This is a genomic window from Bacteroides sp. Phil13, from assembly GCF_001940965.1.
Taxonomy (GTDB): Bacteria; Bacteroidota; Bacteroidia; order Bacteroidales; family Bacteroidaceae; genus Bacteroides; species Bacteroides intestinalis.
On sequence record NZ_MSHA01000016.1, the window covers coordinates 29,762 to 49,432 of the forward strand.

Annotated in this window: 15 protein-coding genes; 11 read left to right on the forward strand and 4 right to left on the reverse strand. The window is 41.8% G+C overall.

Annotated elements, in window-relative coordinates; all coding sequences use genetic code 11:
- Window positions 1-2: 2 nt before the first annotated feature.
- From BWI44_RS02835 to BWI44_RS02845, 3 genes are all read right to left on the reverse strand, one after another.
- Window positions 3-3,590 carry a SusC/RagA family TonB-linked outer membrane protein gene (locus BWI44_RS02835; RefSeq protein ID WP_286811219.1) on the reverse strand — a complete coding sequence of 1,196 codons (3,588 nt, stop codon included), beginning with the start codon at window positions 3,588-3,590 and terminating at the stop codon, window positions 3-5.
- A gap of 150 nt (window positions 3,591-3,740) precedes the next feature.
- On the reverse strand, window positions 3,741-4,889 hold the full coding sequence (locus BWI44_RS02840; protein ID WP_138291341.1) for a FecR family protein: 1,149 nt from the start codon (window positions 4,887-4,889) through the stop codon (window positions 3,741-3,743).
- A gap of 49 nt (window positions 4,890-4,938) precedes the next feature.
- Window positions 4,939-5,499, reverse strand: coding sequence for an RNA polymerase sigma-70 factor (locus BWI44_RS02845; RefSeq protein ID WP_249929262.1), 561 nt, complete (start codon window positions 5,497-5,499; stop codon window positions 4,939-4,941).
- Window positions 5,500-5,567: 68 nt separating this feature from the next.
- On the opposite strand from BWI44_RS02845, the gene BWI44_RS02850 reads away from it, so the two are divergent.
- From BWI44_RS02850 to BWI44_RS02860, 3 genes are read left to right on the forward strand one after another with little or no spacing between them, the layout of a single operon-like run.
- Complete coding sequence (locus tag BWI44_RS02850) at window positions 5,568-6,470, forward strand: cation diffusion facilitator family transporter (protein ID WP_044533385.1); 903 nt, start codon at window positions 5,568-5,570, stop codon at window positions 6,468-6,470.
- A complete protein-coding gene (locus BWI44_RS02855; protein ID WP_286811220.1) occupies window positions 6,471-7,478 on the forward strand; it encodes an NAD-dependent epimerase/dehydratase family protein in 1,008 nt (335 codons plus the stop codon). It begins immediately after the preceding gene.
- The gene (locus BWI44_RS02860) at window positions 7,469-8,434 is read left to right on the forward strand and encodes a phosphatase PAP2 family protein (protein ID WP_044533383.1); all 966 of its coding nucleotides are present in this window, start codon (window positions 7,469-7,471) and stop codon (window positions 8,432-8,434) included. Before BWI44_RS02855 ends, BWI44_RS02860 begins: the two co-directional genes overlap by 10 nt.
- A gap of 30 nt (window positions 8,435-8,464) precedes the next feature.
- Here BWI44_RS02860 and dusB read toward each other — a convergent pair whose 3' ends face one another.
- Window positions 8,465-9,445 carry a tRNA dihydrouridine synthase DusB gene (dusB, locus tag BWI44_RS02865; RefSeq protein ID WP_138291340.1) on the reverse strand — a complete coding sequence of 327 codons (981 nt, stop codon included), beginning with the start codon at window positions 9,443-9,445 and terminating at the stop codon, window positions 8,465-8,467.
- Between the two features lie 90 nt (window positions 9,446-9,535).
- Here dusB and BWI44_RS02870 point away from each other — a divergent pair, with 90 nt between their 5' ends.
- From BWI44_RS02870 to BWI44_RS02905, 8 genes are all read left to right on the forward strand, one after another.
- Window positions 9,536-10,000, forward strand: coding sequence for a DUF2059 domain-containing protein (locus tag BWI44_RS02870; RefSeq protein ID WP_138291339.1), 465 nt, complete (start codon window positions 9,536-9,538; stop codon window positions 9,998-10,000).
- A gap of 103 nt (window positions 10,001-10,103) precedes the next feature.
- Window positions 10,104-11,387 carry a peptidase U32 family protein gene (locus BWI44_RS02875; protein ID WP_138291338.1) on the forward strand — a complete coding sequence of 428 codons (1,284 nt, stop codon included), beginning with the start codon at window positions 10,104-10,106 and terminating at the stop codon, window positions 11,385-11,387.
- A 165-nt stretch (window positions 11,388-11,552) separates the two neighbouring features.
- Window positions 11,553-11,966, forward strand: coding sequence for an acyl-CoA thioesterase (locus tag BWI44_RS02880; protein ID WP_138291337.1), 414 nt, complete (start codon window positions 11,553-11,555; stop codon window positions 11,964-11,966).
- A 26-nt stretch (window positions 11,967-11,992) separates the two neighbouring features.
- The gene (gene dprA, locus BWI44_RS02885) at window positions 11,993-13,111 is read left to right on the forward strand and encodes a DNA-processing protein DprA (RefSeq protein ID WP_286811225.1); all 1,119 of its coding nucleotides are present in this window, start codon (window positions 11,993-11,995) and stop codon (window positions 13,109-13,111) included.
- 105 nt (window positions 13,112-13,216) lie between these two features.
- Window positions 13,217-14,305: an acyltransferase gene (locus BWI44_RS02890; RefSeq protein ID WP_195546440.1), complete on the forward strand. Its 1,089-nt coding sequence runs from the start codon at window positions 13,217-13,219 to the stop codon at window positions 14,303-14,305.
- A 274-nt stretch (window positions 14,306-14,579) separates the two neighbouring features.
- A complete protein-coding gene (locus tag BWI44_RS02895; RefSeq protein ID WP_118222452.1) occupies window positions 14,580-15,140 on the forward strand; it encodes an RNA polymerase sigma-70 factor in 561 nt (186 codons plus the stop codon).
- Window positions 15,141-15,214: 74 nt separating this feature from the next.
- Window positions 15,215-16,156 (forward strand): FecR family protein, encoded by a 942-nt coding sequence (locus BWI44_RS02900; RefSeq protein ID WP_286811229.1) that lies wholly within the window; start codon window positions 15,215-15,217, stop codon window positions 16,154-16,156.
- A gap of 148 nt (window positions 16,157-16,304) precedes the next feature.
- Window positions 16,305-19,661, forward strand: coding sequence for a TonB-dependent receptor (locus BWI44_RS02905; RefSeq protein ID WP_286811232.1), 3,357 nt, complete (start codon window positions 16,305-16,307; stop codon window positions 19,659-19,661).
- Window positions 19,662-19,671 lie beyond the last annotated feature (10 nt).

Genomic DNA, 19,671 nt, shown 5'->3' on the forward strand with positions numbered 1-19,671 from the left:
AATTAAATACCTAATCTTAATGTCAAAGTGAACTGTTGGGGAACAGGAGATGCCACACCACCGGTATTGAAGAACTCAGGATCTTGCCCGTTCAGCTTCTTGTCCGAATAGATGAGAAATGCATTCGTAGCTTGAAGTTTTAAGGACAAATCACTGACTCCTGCTTTAACTATCAGTTTTTTAGGGAAATTATAGGTTAGAGAAATTTCTTTCATCCGGATAAAGTCTCCTTTGGCTATGCGGGCCGTAGAATAGTTGTAGGCATTGTAAGCATAGCTCAGATAGGGATCCTGCTGATTGGCGCGTTTATCGGCAATTACCGGGATATCGGTATACTTCTCATCTCCGCCTTTAGTCCAGCGGTTTATGAATTCTCTAGGCATAGCATCCAGGTCACTGTACTGGTTGTGGAATACAGGATCCAGTCTGATTACATTGCCGAAGGAATATGTGATGAAGAGGTTCAGCAAGAAGTTCTTATATTTGAAACTGTTTCCAAAACTTCCGGTGATAGTCGGGTCAGTTGGGCCTTCGTAAATAAGATGGCCCTTCTTAATCCGTTCCTGGAAGTTAATGTTGCTCACTGTCAGGTTTCCATCTTCGTTAATGAAGGTAGGATAGCCACTTTCATTCAATCCGCGGAAATCCATGGAGAACAGAGAGCGGACAGGATAGCCTTCCAATGCAAATCCGCTTCCACTGATCATCTCGATTACCGAAGAATTGGATTGGAGATCGGTTACTTCATTCTTGGTATTTGAGAAGATAAAATCCGTATTCCAGCTGAAATCCTTCTTCCTGACGTTCTGTGTAGATAAGGTGAACTCAATACCATGTGATTTCATGCTGGCTACATTGGCCAGTTTTGTGAGTTGTCCGCCGGTACCTTTGGTATTGATGATACCTATCAGGTCATAATTGTCGCGTTTGTACCAGTCGACAGCCAGATTAATGCGGTTATTCAGAAAGCCTATTTCCGCTCCGATATTCAACTCATGCTTTTTCTCGTAAGTAAGCTCCTGGTTTTCTATATTTACAACTCTCAGACCGGACTCTTTGATGGAAGTGAACGGACGCCAGGCGTTATAACTTTGAATGATAGCCCGGGAGTTACTGGCCGAAGCCGGACCACGGTCAGCAGTCAGAGAGTAGGAGGCTTTCAGGGTCATATTTGAAACGTAGTCGAGCAGAGGTTGCCAGAATTTCTCTTCATGGGCATTCCAGGCGGCTGATAAGTTCCAGGTGGGAAGCCAGCGTGCCGATCTGCTTTTACCCAGTTTATTGGAACCTTCGTATCGCAACGTACCGTTCAAGGTGTATTTGCCTTGGTAAGAATAGGTTGCTGTACCGAAGAATGAGACTTCGCGCTGACGGGTTCTTTCTACGGTATAGTATTGGGCGTTTTCTTCACTGCCTTGTTTGAAGTACTGGTATTCGTAGGCCGGAAGCATTCCCATTTCATATTGCATACCGACTCCGTTGAACCAGGTTCTTTGGCGGTTTACAGCATTGATTTCCATACCTCCGAAGAAATTGAAGATATGGTTTTCATTATATACATCATTGTAGCTGGCTGTTCCACGGAAATCATAGCTATCCATTGAATATTTTGTCTCTCTGTAAAATCCTCCCACCGGCAGCACAGAAACAGGCAGTGTGTTGGCATTTTCCGGATCGGTATAAAGCCATGGATTTGCCTGGCGCATCGTAGCGTCGTCCATAGCGCGGAAAGCCCATGCTTGATTTGAATAATCTTTGATGGTGTGTGACTGTGTAGTCATGGAAGTTTTGTAGGCTCCCAAAGCGGATAACTCGATTTTATTAATAGGTTTCCATTTCAGTTCTCCCTGAAATTTAAGATCGGTTACGTTTAAGTCGATGTAGTTGTTATCCAGTTCATGCAGAATGTTGAAAGGCGCATAGTTGCGTACATAGTAGGCATCAGGGTCCAGTGTACGTGAGGTGTTCAGGGCGTAACTGTATGGGTTGATGTCAAAGTCGCGCTTCACTTCGCCACTGACAGGGTCGACGGAAGAACTTAATGTTCCTGGAGCTTTCTGCTTACGGTAAGAAGCATTGCTGATTAAATTGAGTGATAAGGCTTTGCTGATATGGTATAGTGCGTTTACATTGGCAGTATAACGCTTTACTTCGCTTTTTTTAGTCCATCCCGGATCATTCATGATACTTAATGAAGTGTAGTAAGATGCTTTTTCAGTACCGGTAGAAAAACTGATGGCATGGTTTTGTGAGATGCTGTTGTTAAACAGCAGGTCAAACCAGTTTGTATTTCTGAATTCTGCTTCCTGCAGGTACTGGTTACGTGCTTCTTCCGTATTCATCAACCCGTATGAATCAGTCTTTGCATCGTAATCGTTGATCAGATGATACATTTTTCCGTATATACCGCTGTTTGAGGCCCGGTACATATCGGCAAGATTCAAATATCCCGCATTGTCCAGCTCTTTATAAACGCCCATCTGTTCTTGCGAATTCAAGATATTGAAATGCCTGTAGTTGGGCTTTAATCTCATTGTGTATTCTCCGGTATAGGTGATTTTGCTGCTTCCGGCTTTTCCTTTCTTAGTAGTAACAACGATTACTCCGGCCATAGCCCGGGCTCCATAAATGGAGGTGGCAGAACCGTCTTTTAATATTTGGAAGCTCTCAATATCATCTGCATTTAATCCGGCAATGGCAGAGCTGATGAGTGTGACGGCATCTCCCGAAGACAAATTATCTGCATCTACTTCGGTTACATCTTCCATAATGACTCCATCTACTACCCATAATGGCTTGGAACTACCGTATATGGAAGTTGCTCCGCGTACACGGATTTTAGGGGCGGTACCGAAAGTTCCTGATACGTTCTGGACGGATACGCCGGCTGCACGCCCTTCCAGTGCACGGCTGATTTCGGGTATACCATCCAGCTTGATGTTCTCTGCTGAGAGTTTTGTGGCGGCACCCGTAAATAACCGTTTATCCATCTTTTGCATACCGGTAACTACTACTTCCGATAATGTTTGTACGTCAGATACCAGTGTGATGTCCATTTTAGGAGAGGCTTTTACTTCTTGAGGCACCATACCGATATAAGAGAATTGCAGGATCGAATTGCTGGCTACTTTTTCAATATGGAATCGTCCGTCAATGTCGGTTAGAACTCCTGTTTTGCTTCCTTTAATCAGAATGGTTGCACCGATCAATGGCAATCCGTCATCTTGTGAAATAACGGTTCCTGTGACATCGAAAATTTTAGGTTGTTTGGAGTTCTTGGAAGTGATGGTGATAAATTGATCTTCTATATGATACTCCAAAGGTTTATCGTTCAGGATGATTTCCAGTATTTCTTTAATTCCTTTGTTCTTGGCAGAACCGGACACAGTATACTTTTTGACATCGTCATACGTGAACAGGATTTTATATCCCGATACCTTTTCCAAGCGTTTCAATAAAGAAGGTAGACGTTCATTATTGAACTCAATTGTAATCTCCGTTTTAGTTGTAGTTGTTTGTGCATTTGCTTGGGGTGACAAGAGGCAAATGCATGCAATACAAGTGATAAATAGATACCATTTTCTTCTCATATATTCTAATTTTATAACACAAATTCTCTTTCGTTATACTATTAGTTCGTATGAGAATAAAAAAAGGACACCCCTTTTGCTGATTTTTCTTAGAAAAAAGTATTATTTTGTTTGATTATGGTCTTATTGGATGTTTTTATGATATGTATTTCAGTCTATAACTATTGTATTGTTTCTTATGGTAGCTGTTACCTTTTTCATTTGATTAAGTAACTTTAAGGTATGCTCCAATTGCTTTGTCCGGTCAGAAACGAAATGCATTTTATATTTCATAGCATCCAGATTTCTGAATTCGATGTTTACGTTGTACCATCGCCCGATATTTTCCATAATATCTTTCAAAGTGACATCATCGAAATAGAAAAAGCCGTCTTTCCAATAGATATATGAGTCTAAATCCACCTCGGTCATAATGAAATTTCCGTCAGGTTGCAGATGGGCATCTTCTCCAGGAATCAGACGTGTATAGGCATTATTTTTTGTATTGCTGACTTCTACCTTTCCGCTAATCAGAACAATATGGGTGTCTTCCGGCGAGTAACTTCGTATATTGAACTCTGTTCCCAATACCCGGGTTTGTACATGAGGTGTTTTGACGATGAACGGATGTTCTGCATCTTTGGCAACTTTAAAGTATGCTTCTCCATTCAAGGTTACTGTGCGTTCTTTTTCTACGAAAGTGGTAGGGTAAACGAAATGAGTGTTGGCATTTAACCAGACTTCGGTACCATCACATAAAGTAATTTTAAAGGTTTCTCCTCTGGGCACTGTGAGAGTATGTGTGTGCAATATTACATCCTTCGTTTTAGAAGGATAACTAAGTTCTTTAGAGGTGGATTGTACTTTTTGAGGAGTATTGGCCTGATGTTCTGCCAGTACAATTTTTTTTCCGTCTCCTTTATCTAAAATCACTTGTTGAGGTGAGTTGTCGGCAGTGAATACAATAACGGGCGCTGTGTTTGTTGTCTCCTGCTGATGACTGATGTAGTGATAAATTCCGATGCAAAGAGCAATGGAAGCGGCAATACTGATACTTGTTTTCCAGAAAGTATGTATATTTTGTTTTTGATGTCTTTTTTTGAAGCAGGCAAGTTCGGCTTCTACATTCAGTTGCATGTCTTTTTTTCCGATATGCAGAAAAAACTGGGTATCTAGAATGTCTTGGGCTGCCTGTCTGCTTTCCTTGTCCAAAAGCATCTCCTGTAATTGTTCGTCTGTGATATCTGTAGAAGGCTCCATAGCATCAATTGCCTTCTCAATAGAGGCTTCCAACTTTATGTTATCAATTTCTTTACTCATAGTGTCATTGGTTTTTGGTATATTATTTTATATCGTTTTTGCTTTACAATCAGACACCCTCTTTATGATTTATTAAACATTCTTTACGTATTACTTGCAGTGCTTTCACGATATGCTTCCTGACTGCACTTACACTGATATTCAATTCTTCGGCCACTTCCTGATATTTCTTTTTTTCTACATAGCATTCTTCTAAAATATGTTTGGTATGTGGAGTGAGTTTTTGCATCGCTTTCTGAATGGCTAACATTTTCTCGTCCCATTCTTGATAATCGGTTTCTACATAGTTCTGGGTAAGGTCAGTATATAATTGTACGAACTGCTGATGCACATTTTGATGTCGGAGATAATCAATACTTTTGTTGCGCACGTATGTGTATAAATAGGACTTGACCGTTGCTTTGTTCACTTTGTCATAGTTATTCCACAGAAACTCAAAAGCATCACTCACAATGTCTTTACTAGCCTCTATATCGTTTATCAAATGATAAGCATAATAATATAGTTGAGGATAATATTCTTTGAAAAGAATATCAATGCCGGTTTTATCTTTCACACGTAAAAGTATTGAATAGTAAATAAATCGATGTGCAAATAAACAAATAATAATTGAGAAATGCAATATAGCTTTTATTTTAGTATATTTGCAGCATGTTTTTCTTAATAAGTAAGTATTAAATGAGTGCAGGAACTGCTTCTTCCCGGGAGAAGGGGATATATAAAGTGACGATTGTCGGTAGTATCGTTAATTTTGTGTTAGTTGTACTGAAGTTTGTGGCAGGTATCCTGGGGTATAGTGCTGCTATGTTGGCTGATGCAGTTCATTCTTTATCTGATTTTGTGACGGATGTGATTGTCATCATGTTTGTGCGCATATCCAATAAGCCGCAGGACAAGGGACACGATTATGGACATGGGAAGTATGAAACGTTGGCTACGGCTATTATCGGAATACTACTGTTATTTGTCGGCTTCGGTATTTTGTGGAACGGTGTCTCTTCTATTTACGCATTTGTCAAAGGAGAACAGCTGGAAGCGCCCGGAATGATAGCATTGGTTGCTGCTCTTGTTTCGATTTTGTGCAAGGAAATATTATATCAATATACTGTTGTTAAAGGGAAAAGCCTGAATTCACAGGCGGTAGTAGCCAATGCCTGGCATCATCGAAGCGACGCTTTTTCGTCTATAGGGACGGCTGTGGGTATCGGAGGTGCAATCTTGCTGGGAGAACATTGGCGGGTACTCGATCCGATAGCTGCTGTCATTGTCAGTTTTTTTATAATGAAGGTAGCCATCCAATTACTGGTTCCTTGTATTGACGAGTTGCTTGAAAAGTCTTTGCCGGATGAAGTGGAGAAAGATATTGAGCAAGCATTGCTCTCTTTTTCTGGAGTCAGTGAACCGCACCATCTCCGCACGCGGCGTATCGGCAGTTATTGTGCTATTGAAGCGCATGTGCGCATGGATGGAGGGATTACGCTGGAAGAAGCTCATACTACGGCTACGGCTATTGAGAATAAACTAAAAGAAATGCTTGGCGAAGGAACGCTGATTAATATTCATGTAGAACCCAAGAAATAAATGGAAAGTATATTAATTACAGGAGCCAGCGGATTTATCGGAAGTTTCATCGTGGAAGAAGCGTTGAAGCGGAAGTTCGGCGTGTGGGCGGGTATCCGTTCGAGCAGTAGCCGGGAGTATTTGCGAAACCGCAAGATACATATCCTTGAACTGGACTTTGCACATCCCAATGAACTGCGTGCCCAACTTTCCGGACACAAAGGAACTTATAATAAGTTTGATTATATCATCCATTGTGCCGGGGTAACCAAGTGTACCGATAAACGGGAATTCGACCGGGTGAATTATTTGCAGACGAAATATTTCGTTGATACTCTTCGCGAGCTGAACATGATACCGAAACAGTTTATTTATATCAGTACGCTGAGCGTGTTCGGTCCTGTTCAAGAGAAAACTTACCAACCGATTACAGAGGAAGATTCGCCCCTGCCCAACACCGCTTACGGATTGAGCAAACTCAAAGCCGAGCTTTATTTACAAAGTATTCCTGGATTCCCCTATGTTATTTATCGTCCTACGGGAGTATATGGCCCGCGTGAAAAAGATTATTACCTGATGGCTAAGTCTATCAAGCAACATACGGATTTTGCGGTCGGTTTCCGCCGTCAGGATCTGACATTTATTTATGTGAAAGATATTGTGCAGGCTGTGTTTCTTGGTATCGAAAAGCAGGTATGTCGTCGTGCCTATTTCCTGGCAGACGGTCAGGTGTATCGTAGTCGTGCTTTTTCCGATTTGATCCGGAAAGAATTGGGTAATCCGTTTGTAATTCGGGTGATATGTCCGTTAATTGTGTTGAAAGTTGTATCTTTGCTCGCTGAATCCTGGGCAAAGTGGAACAAGATACCAAGTACGCTCAATTCTGATAAGTATAACATAATGAAACAACGCAATTGGCAATGTGACATTACCCCGGCTGTAAAAGAGTTGGGATTTGCGCCCCAGTATAATCTGGAACAAGGTGTAAAGGAAACCATTGCCTGGTATAAGAACGAGGGATGGCTTTAGATTTATTTAAAAAGGTAGAAACCCGGAAAGGGTTGTTTGCAGTCGAGAAGATAACACTTATATATAATCTGTTGACTTCTATTTTGATCTTGTTTCTTTTCCAGGAAATGGATCATCCTGTACAGATGTTGATTGATCGTGCCATGATTGCCGGCATGACATTCCTGTTGATGTATCTTTACCGGCTGGCACCTTGTAAGTTCTCTGCTTTTGTGCGTATTGCCATCCAGATGTCCCTGCTCTCTTATTGGTACCCCGATACATTTGAGTTTAACCGGATATTCCCGAACCTCGACCATGTTTTTGCTTCGGCTGAACAGTGGCTGTTCAACGGACAACCGGCAGTATGGTTCTGTCTTCGTTTTCCGCAGATGTGGGTGAGTGAACCGTTTAATATGGGGTATTTCTTCTACTATCCGATGATTCTGATTGTGGTGCTTTGGTACTTTATCTACCGTTTTCAGTATTTTGAAAAGTTATCATTCGTGCTGGTCACTTCGTTCTTTATCTATTATCTGATTTATATCTTTGTTCCGGTGGCAGGCCCGCAATTCTATTTTCCGGCTATCGGAGATGATAATGTGGCGCAAGGGGTGTTCCCTTCCATCGGAGATTACTTCAATCATAATCAGGAGTTGCTGCCCGGACCGGGATACGATCATGGGTTCTTCTACAACCTGGTAGAGGGGTCACAGCAAATTGGTGAGCGTCCTACGGCGGCTTTTCCCAGTTCACATGTGGGTATCTCCACGCTCCTGATGATTATGGCATGGCGTGGCAGTCGCTGGCTGTTTGCATGTTTGTTCCCATTCTATATACTGCTTTGCTGTGCCACGGTGTATATCCAGGCACATTATCTCATCGACTCGATTGTAGGGTTCATCTCAGCTTTCGGTCTGTATGTGGTGGTGACGTGGATGTTTAAGAGATGGTTCGCACAGCCAATGTTCAAGTAACTGTGTGATAGAATCCCCCTTTGAATATATTTAAGACAGTAACGGACTGATTGTATCGAATATACGAAACAACTCTTCTTTCGTTTCTGCCCGTAGCATAGCGATGCGTGTATCCCGGAAATTGGGTATTCCCTTAAACAATGGACTTGCTGCCAGATGGCGGCGTACATGCAGAATCCCTCTTCGTTCATCCAACAGATTGACGCTGTCTATTACTTCCTGACGCAATACACCTAATTTCCATTCTGCACTTAGCGGAGGCAATTCCTCTCCTGTTTCCAGATAATGCCTTACTTCCTTGAATATCCATGGACGGCCGAAGCTGGCACGACCTATCATGATTGCGTCTACTCCGTAAAGCTCAAAACATTCTTTTGCCCTTTGGGGGGTAGTGACATCTCCGTTACCGATAATGGGAATGTGCATCCGCGGGTTCTTCTTCACCTCACCGATAAGTGTCCAGTCCGCTTCACCGGTATACATTTGTGCACGGGTACGCCCATGAATGGTGAGGGCGGCAATACCGCAATCCTGTAACTGCTCGGCAAGATCTACGATGATTTTATTGTTGGCATCCCAGCCCAAACGGGTTTTTACGGTGACGGGTATCTTTACGGCATTTACTACGGCACGGGTAATTTCAAGCATCTTGGGAATATTCTGCAACATACCTGCACCTGCGCCCTTGCCTGCTACGCGTTTTACGGGACAGCCAAAGTTAATATCAAGAATATCCGGTCGTGCTTCTTCCACAATACGTGCGGCCTCTACCATGGTCTCTGTGTCTTTACCGTATATCTGTATGGCTACGGGGCGTTCTTCGTCACTGATATTCAGTTTCTGCTCGGTTTTGCTGACGGAACGTATCAGGGCATCTGCCGATACAAATTCAGTGTACACCATATTGGCGCCAAACTTCTTGCACATCAGTCGGAATGCAGGGTCGGTGACGTCCTCCATCGGAGCTAAAAATATAGGGCGTTCGCCCAGATCTATGTGGCCTATCTTCATGGATGAATTGAACTAAATGATTATTTCGCTGCAAAAATACGGAAAAAAGCCTACCTTTGTATCATTCATTTATTTAACTAATATAGAATTATGAGAAAAGGTTTGGTTTTAGTAGTGATGTGTGTAGCCATGCTGTTTGCTGCTGCACCTTCGGTTTCTGCACAGGCTCCAAATGACGAGTACAAGGCTACATTGGAAAAAATGCTTGAATTATCCGGTTCTATGGCATCTGCAAAGGCTATGGTACCGCAGATGATAGCTATGTTGAAACAACAGTCGCCTTCGGCTTCAACCGCTTTTTGGGATGGTTTCCAGAAGAAGTGGGAAACGAAATTCGGAAGTAAGCTGGCGGAACTTTATGCTCCTGTTTATCAGAAGTATCTCACGCTGGATGATTTGAAGAAAATCGTTGCTTTTTATGAAACACCTGTCGGAAAGAAGTTGGGCGCATCTACGCCTGCTATGATGACCGAGGGTATGCAGATCGGACAACAACTGGGCATGGAAATTGCCAATGAACTCCAGAAAGACCTGGATGCACAGGGAAACAAATGAGTAAGTTACAAGCTACGGGCTACTGGCTACAAGTCCTTTCGGAACATAGCGCAGCCACTTGTAGCTTGTAGCCGGTAACTCGTAGCTTATAAATATATGATTTATGGATTTAAAAGATTTTGAAATCATGGCGCCCGTCGGCTCGCGCGAATCACTCGCAGCGGCTATCCAGGCGGGTGCCGACTCCATCTATTTCGGCATTGAGAACCTGAATATGCGCGCCCGTTCGGCGAATACTTTCACCGTCGATGATTTGAAGGAAATAGCGCAGACGTGTGATGAGCACGGAATGAAAAGTTATCTCACCGTCAATACCATTATTTATGACCAAGACCTGGCACTGATGCGTACCATTGTAGATGCGGCAAAAGCTGCCGGTATCTCTGCAGTGATTGCTGCGGATGTGGCTGTGATGAGTTATGCACGGCAGATAGGTCAGGAAGTACACCTTTCCACGCAATTGAATATTTCGAATGTGGAAGCACTGCGCTTTTATGCACAGTTTGCTGACGTAGTGGTGTTGGCACGCGAATTGAATCTGGAACAGGTAGCCGAGATTTACCGTCATATCTGCGAAGAGAACATCTGCGGACCAAACGGGAAACCTATCCGTATCGAGATGTTCTGCCACGGTGCACTTTGTATGGCAGTGTCCGGAAAATGTTATCTTTCACTTCACGAGATGAATCACTCGGCTAACCGGGGTGCCTGTATGCAAGTGTGCCGCCGTTCTTATACAGTACGTGATAAAGAGACGGATGTGGAGCTGGAGGTGGACAATCAGTATATCATGTCCCCCAAAGACCTGAAAACCATTCATTTTATGAATAAAATGCTGGATGCAGGCGTGCGGGTATTTAAAATAGAAGGGCGTGCCCGTGGACCGGAGTATGTCCGTACGGTGGTGGAGTGCTATAAAGAGGCTATCCGTTCTTATCTGGACGGCACGTTTACCGATGAAAAGATTGCTGCATGGGATGAACGATTGAAGACAGTATTCAACCGTGGCTTCTGGGATGGTTACTATTTGGGGCAACGCCTTGGTGAATGGACAAAAAACTATGGTTCTGCAGCTACGGAACGGAAAATATATGTAGGCAAGGGTGTCAGGTACTTTTCTAATATCGGTGTGGCAGAATTTTTGGTAGAAGCCGCGGAGTTGAATGTAGGTGATAAGTTACTGATTACGGGACCCACTACAGGTGCGGTATTTACTACGCTCGATGAGGCCCGTGTTGATCTGAAACCTGTGCAAACGGTGAAGAAGGGGCAACATTTCTCGATGAAAGCGGATAAAATACGCCCTAGCGACAAACTTTACAAGTTGGTTTCTACGGAAGAATTAAAGAAATTCAAAGGACTGGATATTGAAAAAACTCGCGGATGATACACTTATGATACACTATTGGTGTTTATGCCGTTTTTAGGGATAAAGTGTATCACAAGTGTTTCATAAATGTATCGCAAGTGTCTCATAAATGTATCACAAGTGTCTCGTAAGTGTATTACATGTGTCTCATAAGTGTCTCATCTTGGGGTTAAAGAGTATAGTATGGAAAAATATATCTATGAGTTGGAAATGAAGGTGCGGGATTACGAATGTGACCTGCAAGGTATTGTGAATAATGCGAATTATCAGCATTATCTGGAACATACACGCCATGAATTCCTGTTGTCAACAGGCGTAAGTTTCGCCAAGTTGCATGAACAAGGAGTAGACCCGGTAGTGGCACGCATTAATATGGCATTTAAAACTCCACTAAAGAGTGGTGATGAGTTCATTTCCAAACTTTACATGAAAAAGGAAGGTATCAAGTATGTATTCTATCAGGATATCTTCCGGAAAAGTGACGATAAAGTGGCGATTAAAGCGGTGGTTGAAACGGTCTGTGTGGTGAACGGACGTTTGAGCGACAGTAAACTGTTTGATAAAATCTTCGAGCCCTATCTTACTGCTAATCACTAAGCATTCACTACTAATCACTCATTTATATGAAAAACGATGAACGTATTTGCAGTATAGCACTTACACTTTGCCCCGGTATAGGACATATCGGGGCAAAGCGTTTAATAGACGGTATGGGTAGTGCTGCCGAAGTTTTCCGTCAGCGTAAAGAATTGCCCGAAATCCTTCCCGGTGTAAGTTCTGCTGTGGTGGTGGCACTCGATAATCCTGCTGCTTTTCTCCGTGCCGAACATGAGATGGAATTTGTGGAGAAGAATCGCCTGTCCTGCCTTACGTTAAAAGACGAATCTTATCCATCACGCCTGCGTGAGTGTGAAGATGCTCCGGTAGTTCTATTCTTCAAGGGGAATACTGATTTCAACCGTCTTCGCGTTATTGATATGGTAGGCACCCGTAATGCTACGGAATATGGCAAACAGTTTTGTGCAGACTTTCTTCGTGATTTGTCTGCTTCCTGTCCCGATGTCCTGGTTGTGAGTGGCCTGGCTTATGGCATTGATATTCATTCCCATCGTGCAGCACTGGCTAACCATCTTTCCACAGTAGCGGTTCTGGCCCATGGACTGGACCGTATATATCCTTATGTCCATCGTAAAACAGCTATTGATATGTTAGAGAATGGTGGCCTGCTTACCGAGTTTCTAACAGAGACCAATCCCGACCGCCACAATTTCGTAAGTCGTAATCGCATTGTAGCAGGTATGAGCGATGCTACCATTGTGGTAGAATCAGCTGATAAAGGCGGTTCTCTTATTACGGCAGACCTTGCCGTAGGCTATCACCGTGATTGTTTTGCTGTCCCGGGACGCATTTCTGATGCTTCTTCGAGAGGGTGCAATCTGCTGATACGTGATAATAAAGCCGCTCTCATCCAGTCTGCCGAAGATTTTATAGAAGCTATGGGGTGGAATCCTGCCGGAGAACCCGTTAAGCCGGAAGGCATTCAACGTGATCTTTTTCCTGAATTGAGTAAAGACGAGGAATGTATTGTAGGTATTCTTACCCGTCAGGGAGATCTGCACGTCAATGCACTGGTAGTGGAAGCGGATATTCCCGTGAACCGTATGACCGGTTTGCTTTTCGAGTTGGAGATGAAAGGGGTGGTTCGTGCAATGGTGGGAGGAGTATATCATTTATTAATGTGAGTCGTCTGTAGAACGATATTTTTTGGTAGAATTCTATCCTATGCCTTTGTGTGTTATTTTCTATCTTTGCAATTGAATATTTATCTTTAATACTAAATAAAAAAGATGAAGCGTATTGTTTTTTTGGATTATGTGCGTGTATTTGCGTGCTTTCTTGTCATGGTTGTCCATGCTAGTGAGAACTTTTATGGTGCTGCCGGAGCTACGGATATGGTGGGACCGCAATCCTACCTGGGTAGTGAGGCAGACCGGTTGTGGGTAGCTGTGTACGATGGTTTCTCACGCATGGCGGTGCCACTGTTTATGATTGTCTCTGCCTTTCTTCTTGCACCGATGAAGAAAGAACAGACCATGTGGCAATTCTACCGTCAACGTGCCATTCGCATCTTGCCGCCATTCTTCATATTCATGATACTGTACAGTACGCTTCCGATGTTGTGGGGACAGATAAACGGAGAAACATCATTTAATGATATGTCGCGGATACTCCTGAACTTTCCGTCATTGGCCGGACACTTGTGGTTCATGTATCCTTTGATCAGCCTTTATCTGTTCATCCCCATCATATCGCCGTGGCTGAATAAAGCTACGGCTAAAGAAGAACGTTTCTTCATTGGTTTGTTCCTGCTTTCGACCTGTATGCCTTATCTCAACCGCTGGTTCGGTGAAGTATGGGGACAATGTTTCTGGAACGAATACCATATGTTGTGGTACTTCTCCGGTTACTTGGGATACCTTGTAATGGCGCATTATATACGTGTACATCTTACATGGAACCGTTCCAAGCGTCTCACTATAGGAACTATTTTAATGCTGGTCGGTGCTGTATGGACGATTTACTCATTCTATGTCCAGGCCATTCCCGGAGAAATTCTCGTTACCCCGGAAATAGAGATCGGATGGGCTTTCTGCACCATCAACTGTGTACTTCTTACGGCAGGTACATTCCTTCTTTTCACATGTATAAACCGGCAGAATCCGCCACAGGTTATTACAGAAACATCAAAACTCAGCTATGGCATGTACCTTATGCATATATTCTGGCTTGGGTTATGGGTAACCGTGTTCAAGCATAATCTGGCATTGCCTACTGTTGCTGCTATACCCTGTATTGCAGTAAGTACATTCATTAGCTGTTTCATTGCTACGAAGATTATCTCATTCATACCGGGCAGTAAGTGGATCATAGGATAAAGACTTATACATAAGTGTAGATTGCATATCTATTTCCAGCATGTTGGGGCTATATTTCCAAGCTGCTGGATCTATATATCCTACGGATTGAGTCTATATATCCAGCAGCTTGGATCTATATATCGGATAACTTGCATCTATATGTCCAACGGCTTGTCCGGAGGGAACTTATCGGGTAGATAGAATTTATATTTTGAAGATTGTTTTTCTGTTATTAATAGAAAGTGTACATTTGCAATACTATACCTTTTTAATTTAATACGGTTGGCAGTCGATGACAATAGATTTAAATACTTTTAATCAGTTCTTTATAGAGTATCAGCAGCGTTTCGTCCACTTCGCTTGTACCTATGTGCGCGATGAGGTTGTTGCTGAAGACTTTGTCATTGAATCCATGATGTACTATTGGGAAAATAAAGATCGTTTGCCTGCCGATACCAATATTCCGGCCTATGTGCTGACTACCATCAAACATAAATGTATAGATCACCTGCGTCATCAGCAGGTACATCAGGAAGCGTCCGATGAACTTTCACGGTTATATGCCTGGGAATTGTCTGACCGGATTATTACGCTGGAAGACTTTGAACCCAATGAAGTGTTTACGGCAGAAATACAAGAGATCGTAGATAAGACTCTGGAAAGTTTGCCTGAGCAGACAAAGCGTATCTTTATCATGAGTCGTTATGAGAATAAATCTCATAAAGAAATAGCCGCTTTGCTGGGCATGACCACTAAAGGGGTAGAGTTCCATATTGCTAAGTCTACCAAAGCATTACGCCTTTCCTTGAAGGATTACTTGCCTGTTTCCCTGCTTTTTTTCTATCTCAACTAAAAAAAGTTTCTTTTTCTACTAGGGAATATTTCCCGTGACCCGCTATTACTATAGATACACTAATAAGAGTATGTATGGATAAGGATTTATTATACCGTCTTTTCGAAGGTCATGCTTCTGTGGAAGAGATGAAATCGATAAAAGAATGGGCTGAAACTTCTGAGGAAAACAGTAAGCTGTTACGCCGGGAGCGCAAGTTGTTCAATGCGATTATTCTTTCGGGACGCCTGAAACGAATGGAACGGCAAACTACTAAGAAAAAGAATTACTTCATCAGGGAATTCCTGAAGATAGCTTCTGTTATAGTGATTACGGTAGGTGTAACGGCTGCTTTGTTTTCAGTAGGAAAAGATAGGGACGATGTGAATGTAGCTATGCAAACCATTACCGTACCGGCCGGCCAGCGAGTGAACCTCGATTTACCCGATGGTTCAAACGTCTGGCTGAATGCCGGAACCCGAATGCAATATCCTGTTTCATTTATGAAAGATAAGCGGGAAGTTATACTGGATGGAGAGGCTTATTTTGAAGTGGCACGTAATGAGAGATGTCCGTTTGTAGTGCGTACACATGCTATGGATGTAGAGGTACTGGGAACAAAATTCAATGTGGAGGCTTATTCGAAGAAAGCGGTATTTGAAGCATCGTTGATGCAAGGAAAAATCAGGGTGAAGTCGCCTCTTAATGAAAAGACGGCTGTGGTACTCCTTCCCAATTATAAAACAACTCTGAAAGATGGCAGGTTGGTAGTGAGCAAGATTGATGATTACAATGTGTATCGTTGGAAAGAAGGTCTGTACTGCTTTAAGAGCAAGCCATTCACCCAGATTATGGAAGATCTGGAAAGATATTATGATTTGAAAATCCAGGTGGATAAGAAGAGTATAGAAAGTGTGGCACTGACCGGAAAATTCCGTATATCCGACGGATTGGACTATGCATTGCGTGTTTTACAGAAAGATGTGTCTTTCACTTACCGGAGAGATAAAGATAATGACGTCATTTATATAAAGTAAACGTAATATTAACCTGTTTAAAATGGGAGATTAGCCTATGGAACAATACTGATGAAAAACAAAAAGCCGATAGATGTTTGCCCCATCCATCGGCCCTGATTAACACAATTCGATTTACAAATCATATTAATAACTCATTTACAAAGATATGAAAAACATTCCTTTGTCGGATATTTATTGCCCTAAAAATCCGCAAATAACATTATTATTCAGAATTATGAGAATATCAATATTCTTTTTGTTCTTCTGTGTTTTTAGCCTGATGGCGAAGAATAGTCACTCACAGAATGCACGGGTGACAATCAATCGAACCAATGTACAGCTTGAATCTATACTGAATGAGATAGAGTCTCAGACAGATTATCTGTTTATCTATAAGGATGATGTGGATGTAACATCGCGCAAAAGTATTCGTGTAAATAATAAATCTGTCTCTGAAGTGCTTCTTGCATTATTGTCAGGTTCATCCATAACTTATAAGATGGAGGGAAATCATATTGTTCTAACCCGAAAAGAAACAACGACTTTACAACAACAGCAGCGTATATCTGGGACAGTCACTGACGAAAAGGGAGAGCCGCTTATTGGTGTTACTATAATTATAAAAGGTTCAACAGAAGGTACGGTTACTGATGCAAATGGTAACTTCTCATTGCCTGCAAATGTGAATGATGTACTTCAATTCAGCTATATTGGATATATTCCACAAGAAATAATATTGAGAAGTTTGAAAACTGTACAAGTGCTTTTGCGGGAGGATTCCGAATTGCTCGATGAAGTGGTTGTCATAGGCTATGGAACTGCTCGTAAGTCAGACTTGACTGGATCGGTTTCTTCACTAAATGGGGAGCGTCTGAATAAACAGACTAATCCTAACCTTTCAGCACAGTTACAAGGACAAATGGCTGGTGTACAGGTAATGCGAACAACAGGTGACCCGTCCTCCTCCTCAGAAATCCTTATTCATGGTGTGACTACCATGTCTGATAGTAGCCCATTGATTATTATTGATGGAGTTCCTGGTACACTTGATGATGTAGATCCGTCGGAAGTGCAAGATATACAAGTGTTGAAAGATGCGGCTTCTGCATCCATCTATGGTTCACGTGCTGCAGCTGGTGTTATTCTTGTTTCTACAAAAAGAGCCAAGAATAATCAGCTCAAAATGAGTTATAACTATGAATATGGCATAGATATGCCTACGGCAATGCCTAAATATGCCCGTGCAAAAGATTGGATGATATTTAAAAATGAATTAACTTATAATGATGGTGGAGATGATCTATATGGTGTGTATTCGCAAGACTTCATTGATTCATATGAAGCTAATCATGCAATAGATCCTGATCGATATCCAATAACTGATTGGCAGGATGTTTTACTAAAAGACCAGAGTAACCATCAGCGCCATTCTTTTACTCTGTCGGGTGGAACGGATAAATTGCTAACTAATTTCAGCTTGAACTATTATAAAGGTAACTCTATTATTCCGGGAAAAGAGTATGAACGTATTTATGCAAGACTAAACAATGATTTTAAAATCAACAATTGGATTCATGCAAAAGTAGACTTAAATGTGAGACTTACAGATCGTGAGTATCCAAACAGTCCAATTTATTATACGCATCATTCTCACCCACTTACAACGGACTTTTGGTCAAATGGGTTGATATCTCAAGGCCGTGATGGTGAAAATCCTTATGCACTATTGACATTAGCCGGAAAACAGAAAACACGTGGGTTTGGGTTCTCTGGTAAAATAGGTATTGACCTTACTCCGTTTGAAGGTTTGACAATTTCTGCTGTTGCCGCGCCTACTTATTATCTTTATAAGAGTAAGGATTGGGACACAAAGTTTGACCTGTATGATATGGAAGGCAATATTTATCCTAATTCATCTACGACAAATTTGCGTGAAGATCGTAATGATAATAATAGCTTGACTTTCCAACTATATGCTAATTATAACAAGGTATTTGGTCAACATGCGCTCAATTTGATGGTCGGGTATGAAGATTACGCTTTTAACTGGGAAAATGAAGGTGCATGGCGTAATAATTACGTATTATCATCATATCCTTATTTGAATCTTGGTCCCGAAGATCAGCAATACAATAATGGTAGTGCTGGGCATAATGCTTATCGTTCATACTTCGGCCGTTTGATGTATTCTTATGCAAATCGCTATTTACTCCAGGTTAATGTACGCTCTGATGGTTCTTCGCGTTTTGCAAAGGGGCATCGATGGGGGACTTTTCCATCAGCGTCGGCAGGATGGGTTGTTACAGAAGAGCCTTGGCTAAAGGATAATAAAGTGCTTAACTTCTTAAAACTTCGTGCATCGATAGGCCAATTGGGAAATGAGCGTATAGGTTCGGAATTTCCATATCAGGCGTCTATGGAATTTAGTAATGGTTATCTTGCAAATAAAACTACAGGTATTGCGGATCCTACTCAAATAGCTTTTCAATCAACTTATGCGTTTGAGAATATTACTTGGGAGACGACAACAACTTATGGTATAGGGGTGGATGCCAATTTCTTTAATAACCGTTTACGTTTTAATGGAGACTGGTACTATAAAAAAACAAAGGATATGTTGTTAGTTATGAATTTTCCTAATTATACAGGATATAATGCACCAGAACAAAATGCCGGTAAAATGAGTACAAAGGGATGGGAGGTAACACTTGCATGGAATGACCATATTAATGATTTTAATTATGGAGCAAGTTTCAATCTTTCTGATTATCGGTCAAAGATGGGGTATTTGGGTAATCTTCGTAAATTTTCAGGTAACTATATTACAGAGGAAGGATCGCACTATCAAGAATGGTATCTTTATAAGAATAAAGGGATATTCTTGAATGATGAAGCCCTTTATGATGCTAATGGTAAGAAGGTTGCAGTACAAGGTAATGAAGTTGCCGGTTGTATTCAGTTTGAGGATATTGACGGTGATGGTAAAATAACAGCAGATAAAGACCGTGTATATTGTGGAAACTCACTTCCTGAGTTGCAGTTTGGTGCTTCTTTCTGGGCAAATTATAAGGGGTTTGACTTTAATCTTTCTTTGCAGGGTGTTGGACACTGGTTGAAATATGTTAGTGATATAATGGTTCGTCCACTTGAGTGGGGATGGGGGCAGGTTCCTGAGGTCCTTGTTAATAATCATTGGAGCCCTTACAATACTGATGAGGAAAATGCAAAGATGAGATTTCCTATGGCTTCGTGGGCGCATCAAGGTCAGATTTATGGCTCTAATGACTTTTGGTTATATAATGCGGCTTATATGAGAGTCAAGAATATAACATTAGGGTATACTATTCCACAGAATATTACGAAGAATTTTTATGTGAATGGATTGAGACTATATGTCAGCGTAAATGATTTGCCTGCCTTTAATCTTGGAAGCGGCGGTATTGATGGCTGGGATCCTGAACAAGGAATTGATAAAGACTTTCTTACAACTTCTTTAATTTTTGGTGTTAAAGTAACCTTCTAAAAATATATAT

Bases quoted from the DNA above. Each gene is read 5' to 3' on its own strand.
- BWI44_RS02900 (WP_286811229.1), top strand. From the start codon at position 15,215: ATGGATAAGGATTTATTATACCGTCTTTTCGAAGGTCATGCTTCTGTG.
- BWI44_RS02880 (WP_138291337.1), top strand. From the start codon at position 11,553: ATGGAAAAATATATCTATGAGTTGGAAATGAAGGTGCGGGATTACGAA.
- BWI44_RS02835 (WP_286811219.1), bottom strand. From the start codon at position 3,590: ATGAGAAGAAAATGGTATCTATTTATCACTTGTATTGCATGCATTTGC.
- dprA (WP_286811225.1), top strand. From the start codon at position 11,993: ATGAAAAACGATGAACGTATTTGCAGTATAGCACTTACACTTTGCCCC.
- BWI44_RS02870 (WP_138291339.1), top strand. From the start codon at position 9,536: ATGAGAAAAGGTTTGGTTTTAGTAGTGATGTGTGTAGCCATGCTGTTT.
- BWI44_RS02875 (WP_138291338.1), top strand. From the start codon at position 10,104: ATGGATTTAAAAGATTTTGAAATCATGGCGCCCGTCGGCTCGCGCGAA.
- BWI44_RS02860 (WP_044533383.1), top strand. From the start codon at position 7,469: ATGGCTTTAGATTTATTTAAAAAGGTAGAAACCCGGAAAGGGTTGTTT.
- BWI44_RS02895 (WP_118222452.1), top strand. From the start codon at position 14,580: ATGACAATAGATTTAAATACTTTTAATCAGTTCTTTATAGAGTATCAG.
- BWI44_RS02850 (WP_044533385.1), top strand. From the start codon at position 5,568: ATGAGTGCAGGAACTGCTTCTTCCCGGGAGAAGGGGATATATAAAGTG.
- BWI44_RS02890 (WP_195546440.1), top strand. From the start codon at position 13,217: ATGAAGCGTATTGTTTTTTTGGATTATGTGCGTGTATTTGCGTGCTTT.
- BWI44_RS02855 (WP_286811220.1), top strand. From the start codon at position 6,471: ATGGAAAGTATATTAATTACAGGAGCCAGCGGATTTATCGGAAGTTTC.
- BWI44_RS02840 (WP_138291341.1), bottom strand. From the start codon at position 4,889: ATGAGTAAAGAAATTGATAACATAAAGTTGGAAGCCTCTATTGAGAAG.
- BWI44_RS02905 (WP_286811232.1), top strand. From the start codon at position 16,305: ATGAAAAACATTCCTTTGTCGGATATTTATTGCCCTAAAAATCCGCAA.
- dusB (WP_138291340.1), bottom strand. From the start codon at position 9,445: ATGAAGATAGGCCACATAGATCTGGGCGAACGCCCTATATTTTTAGCT.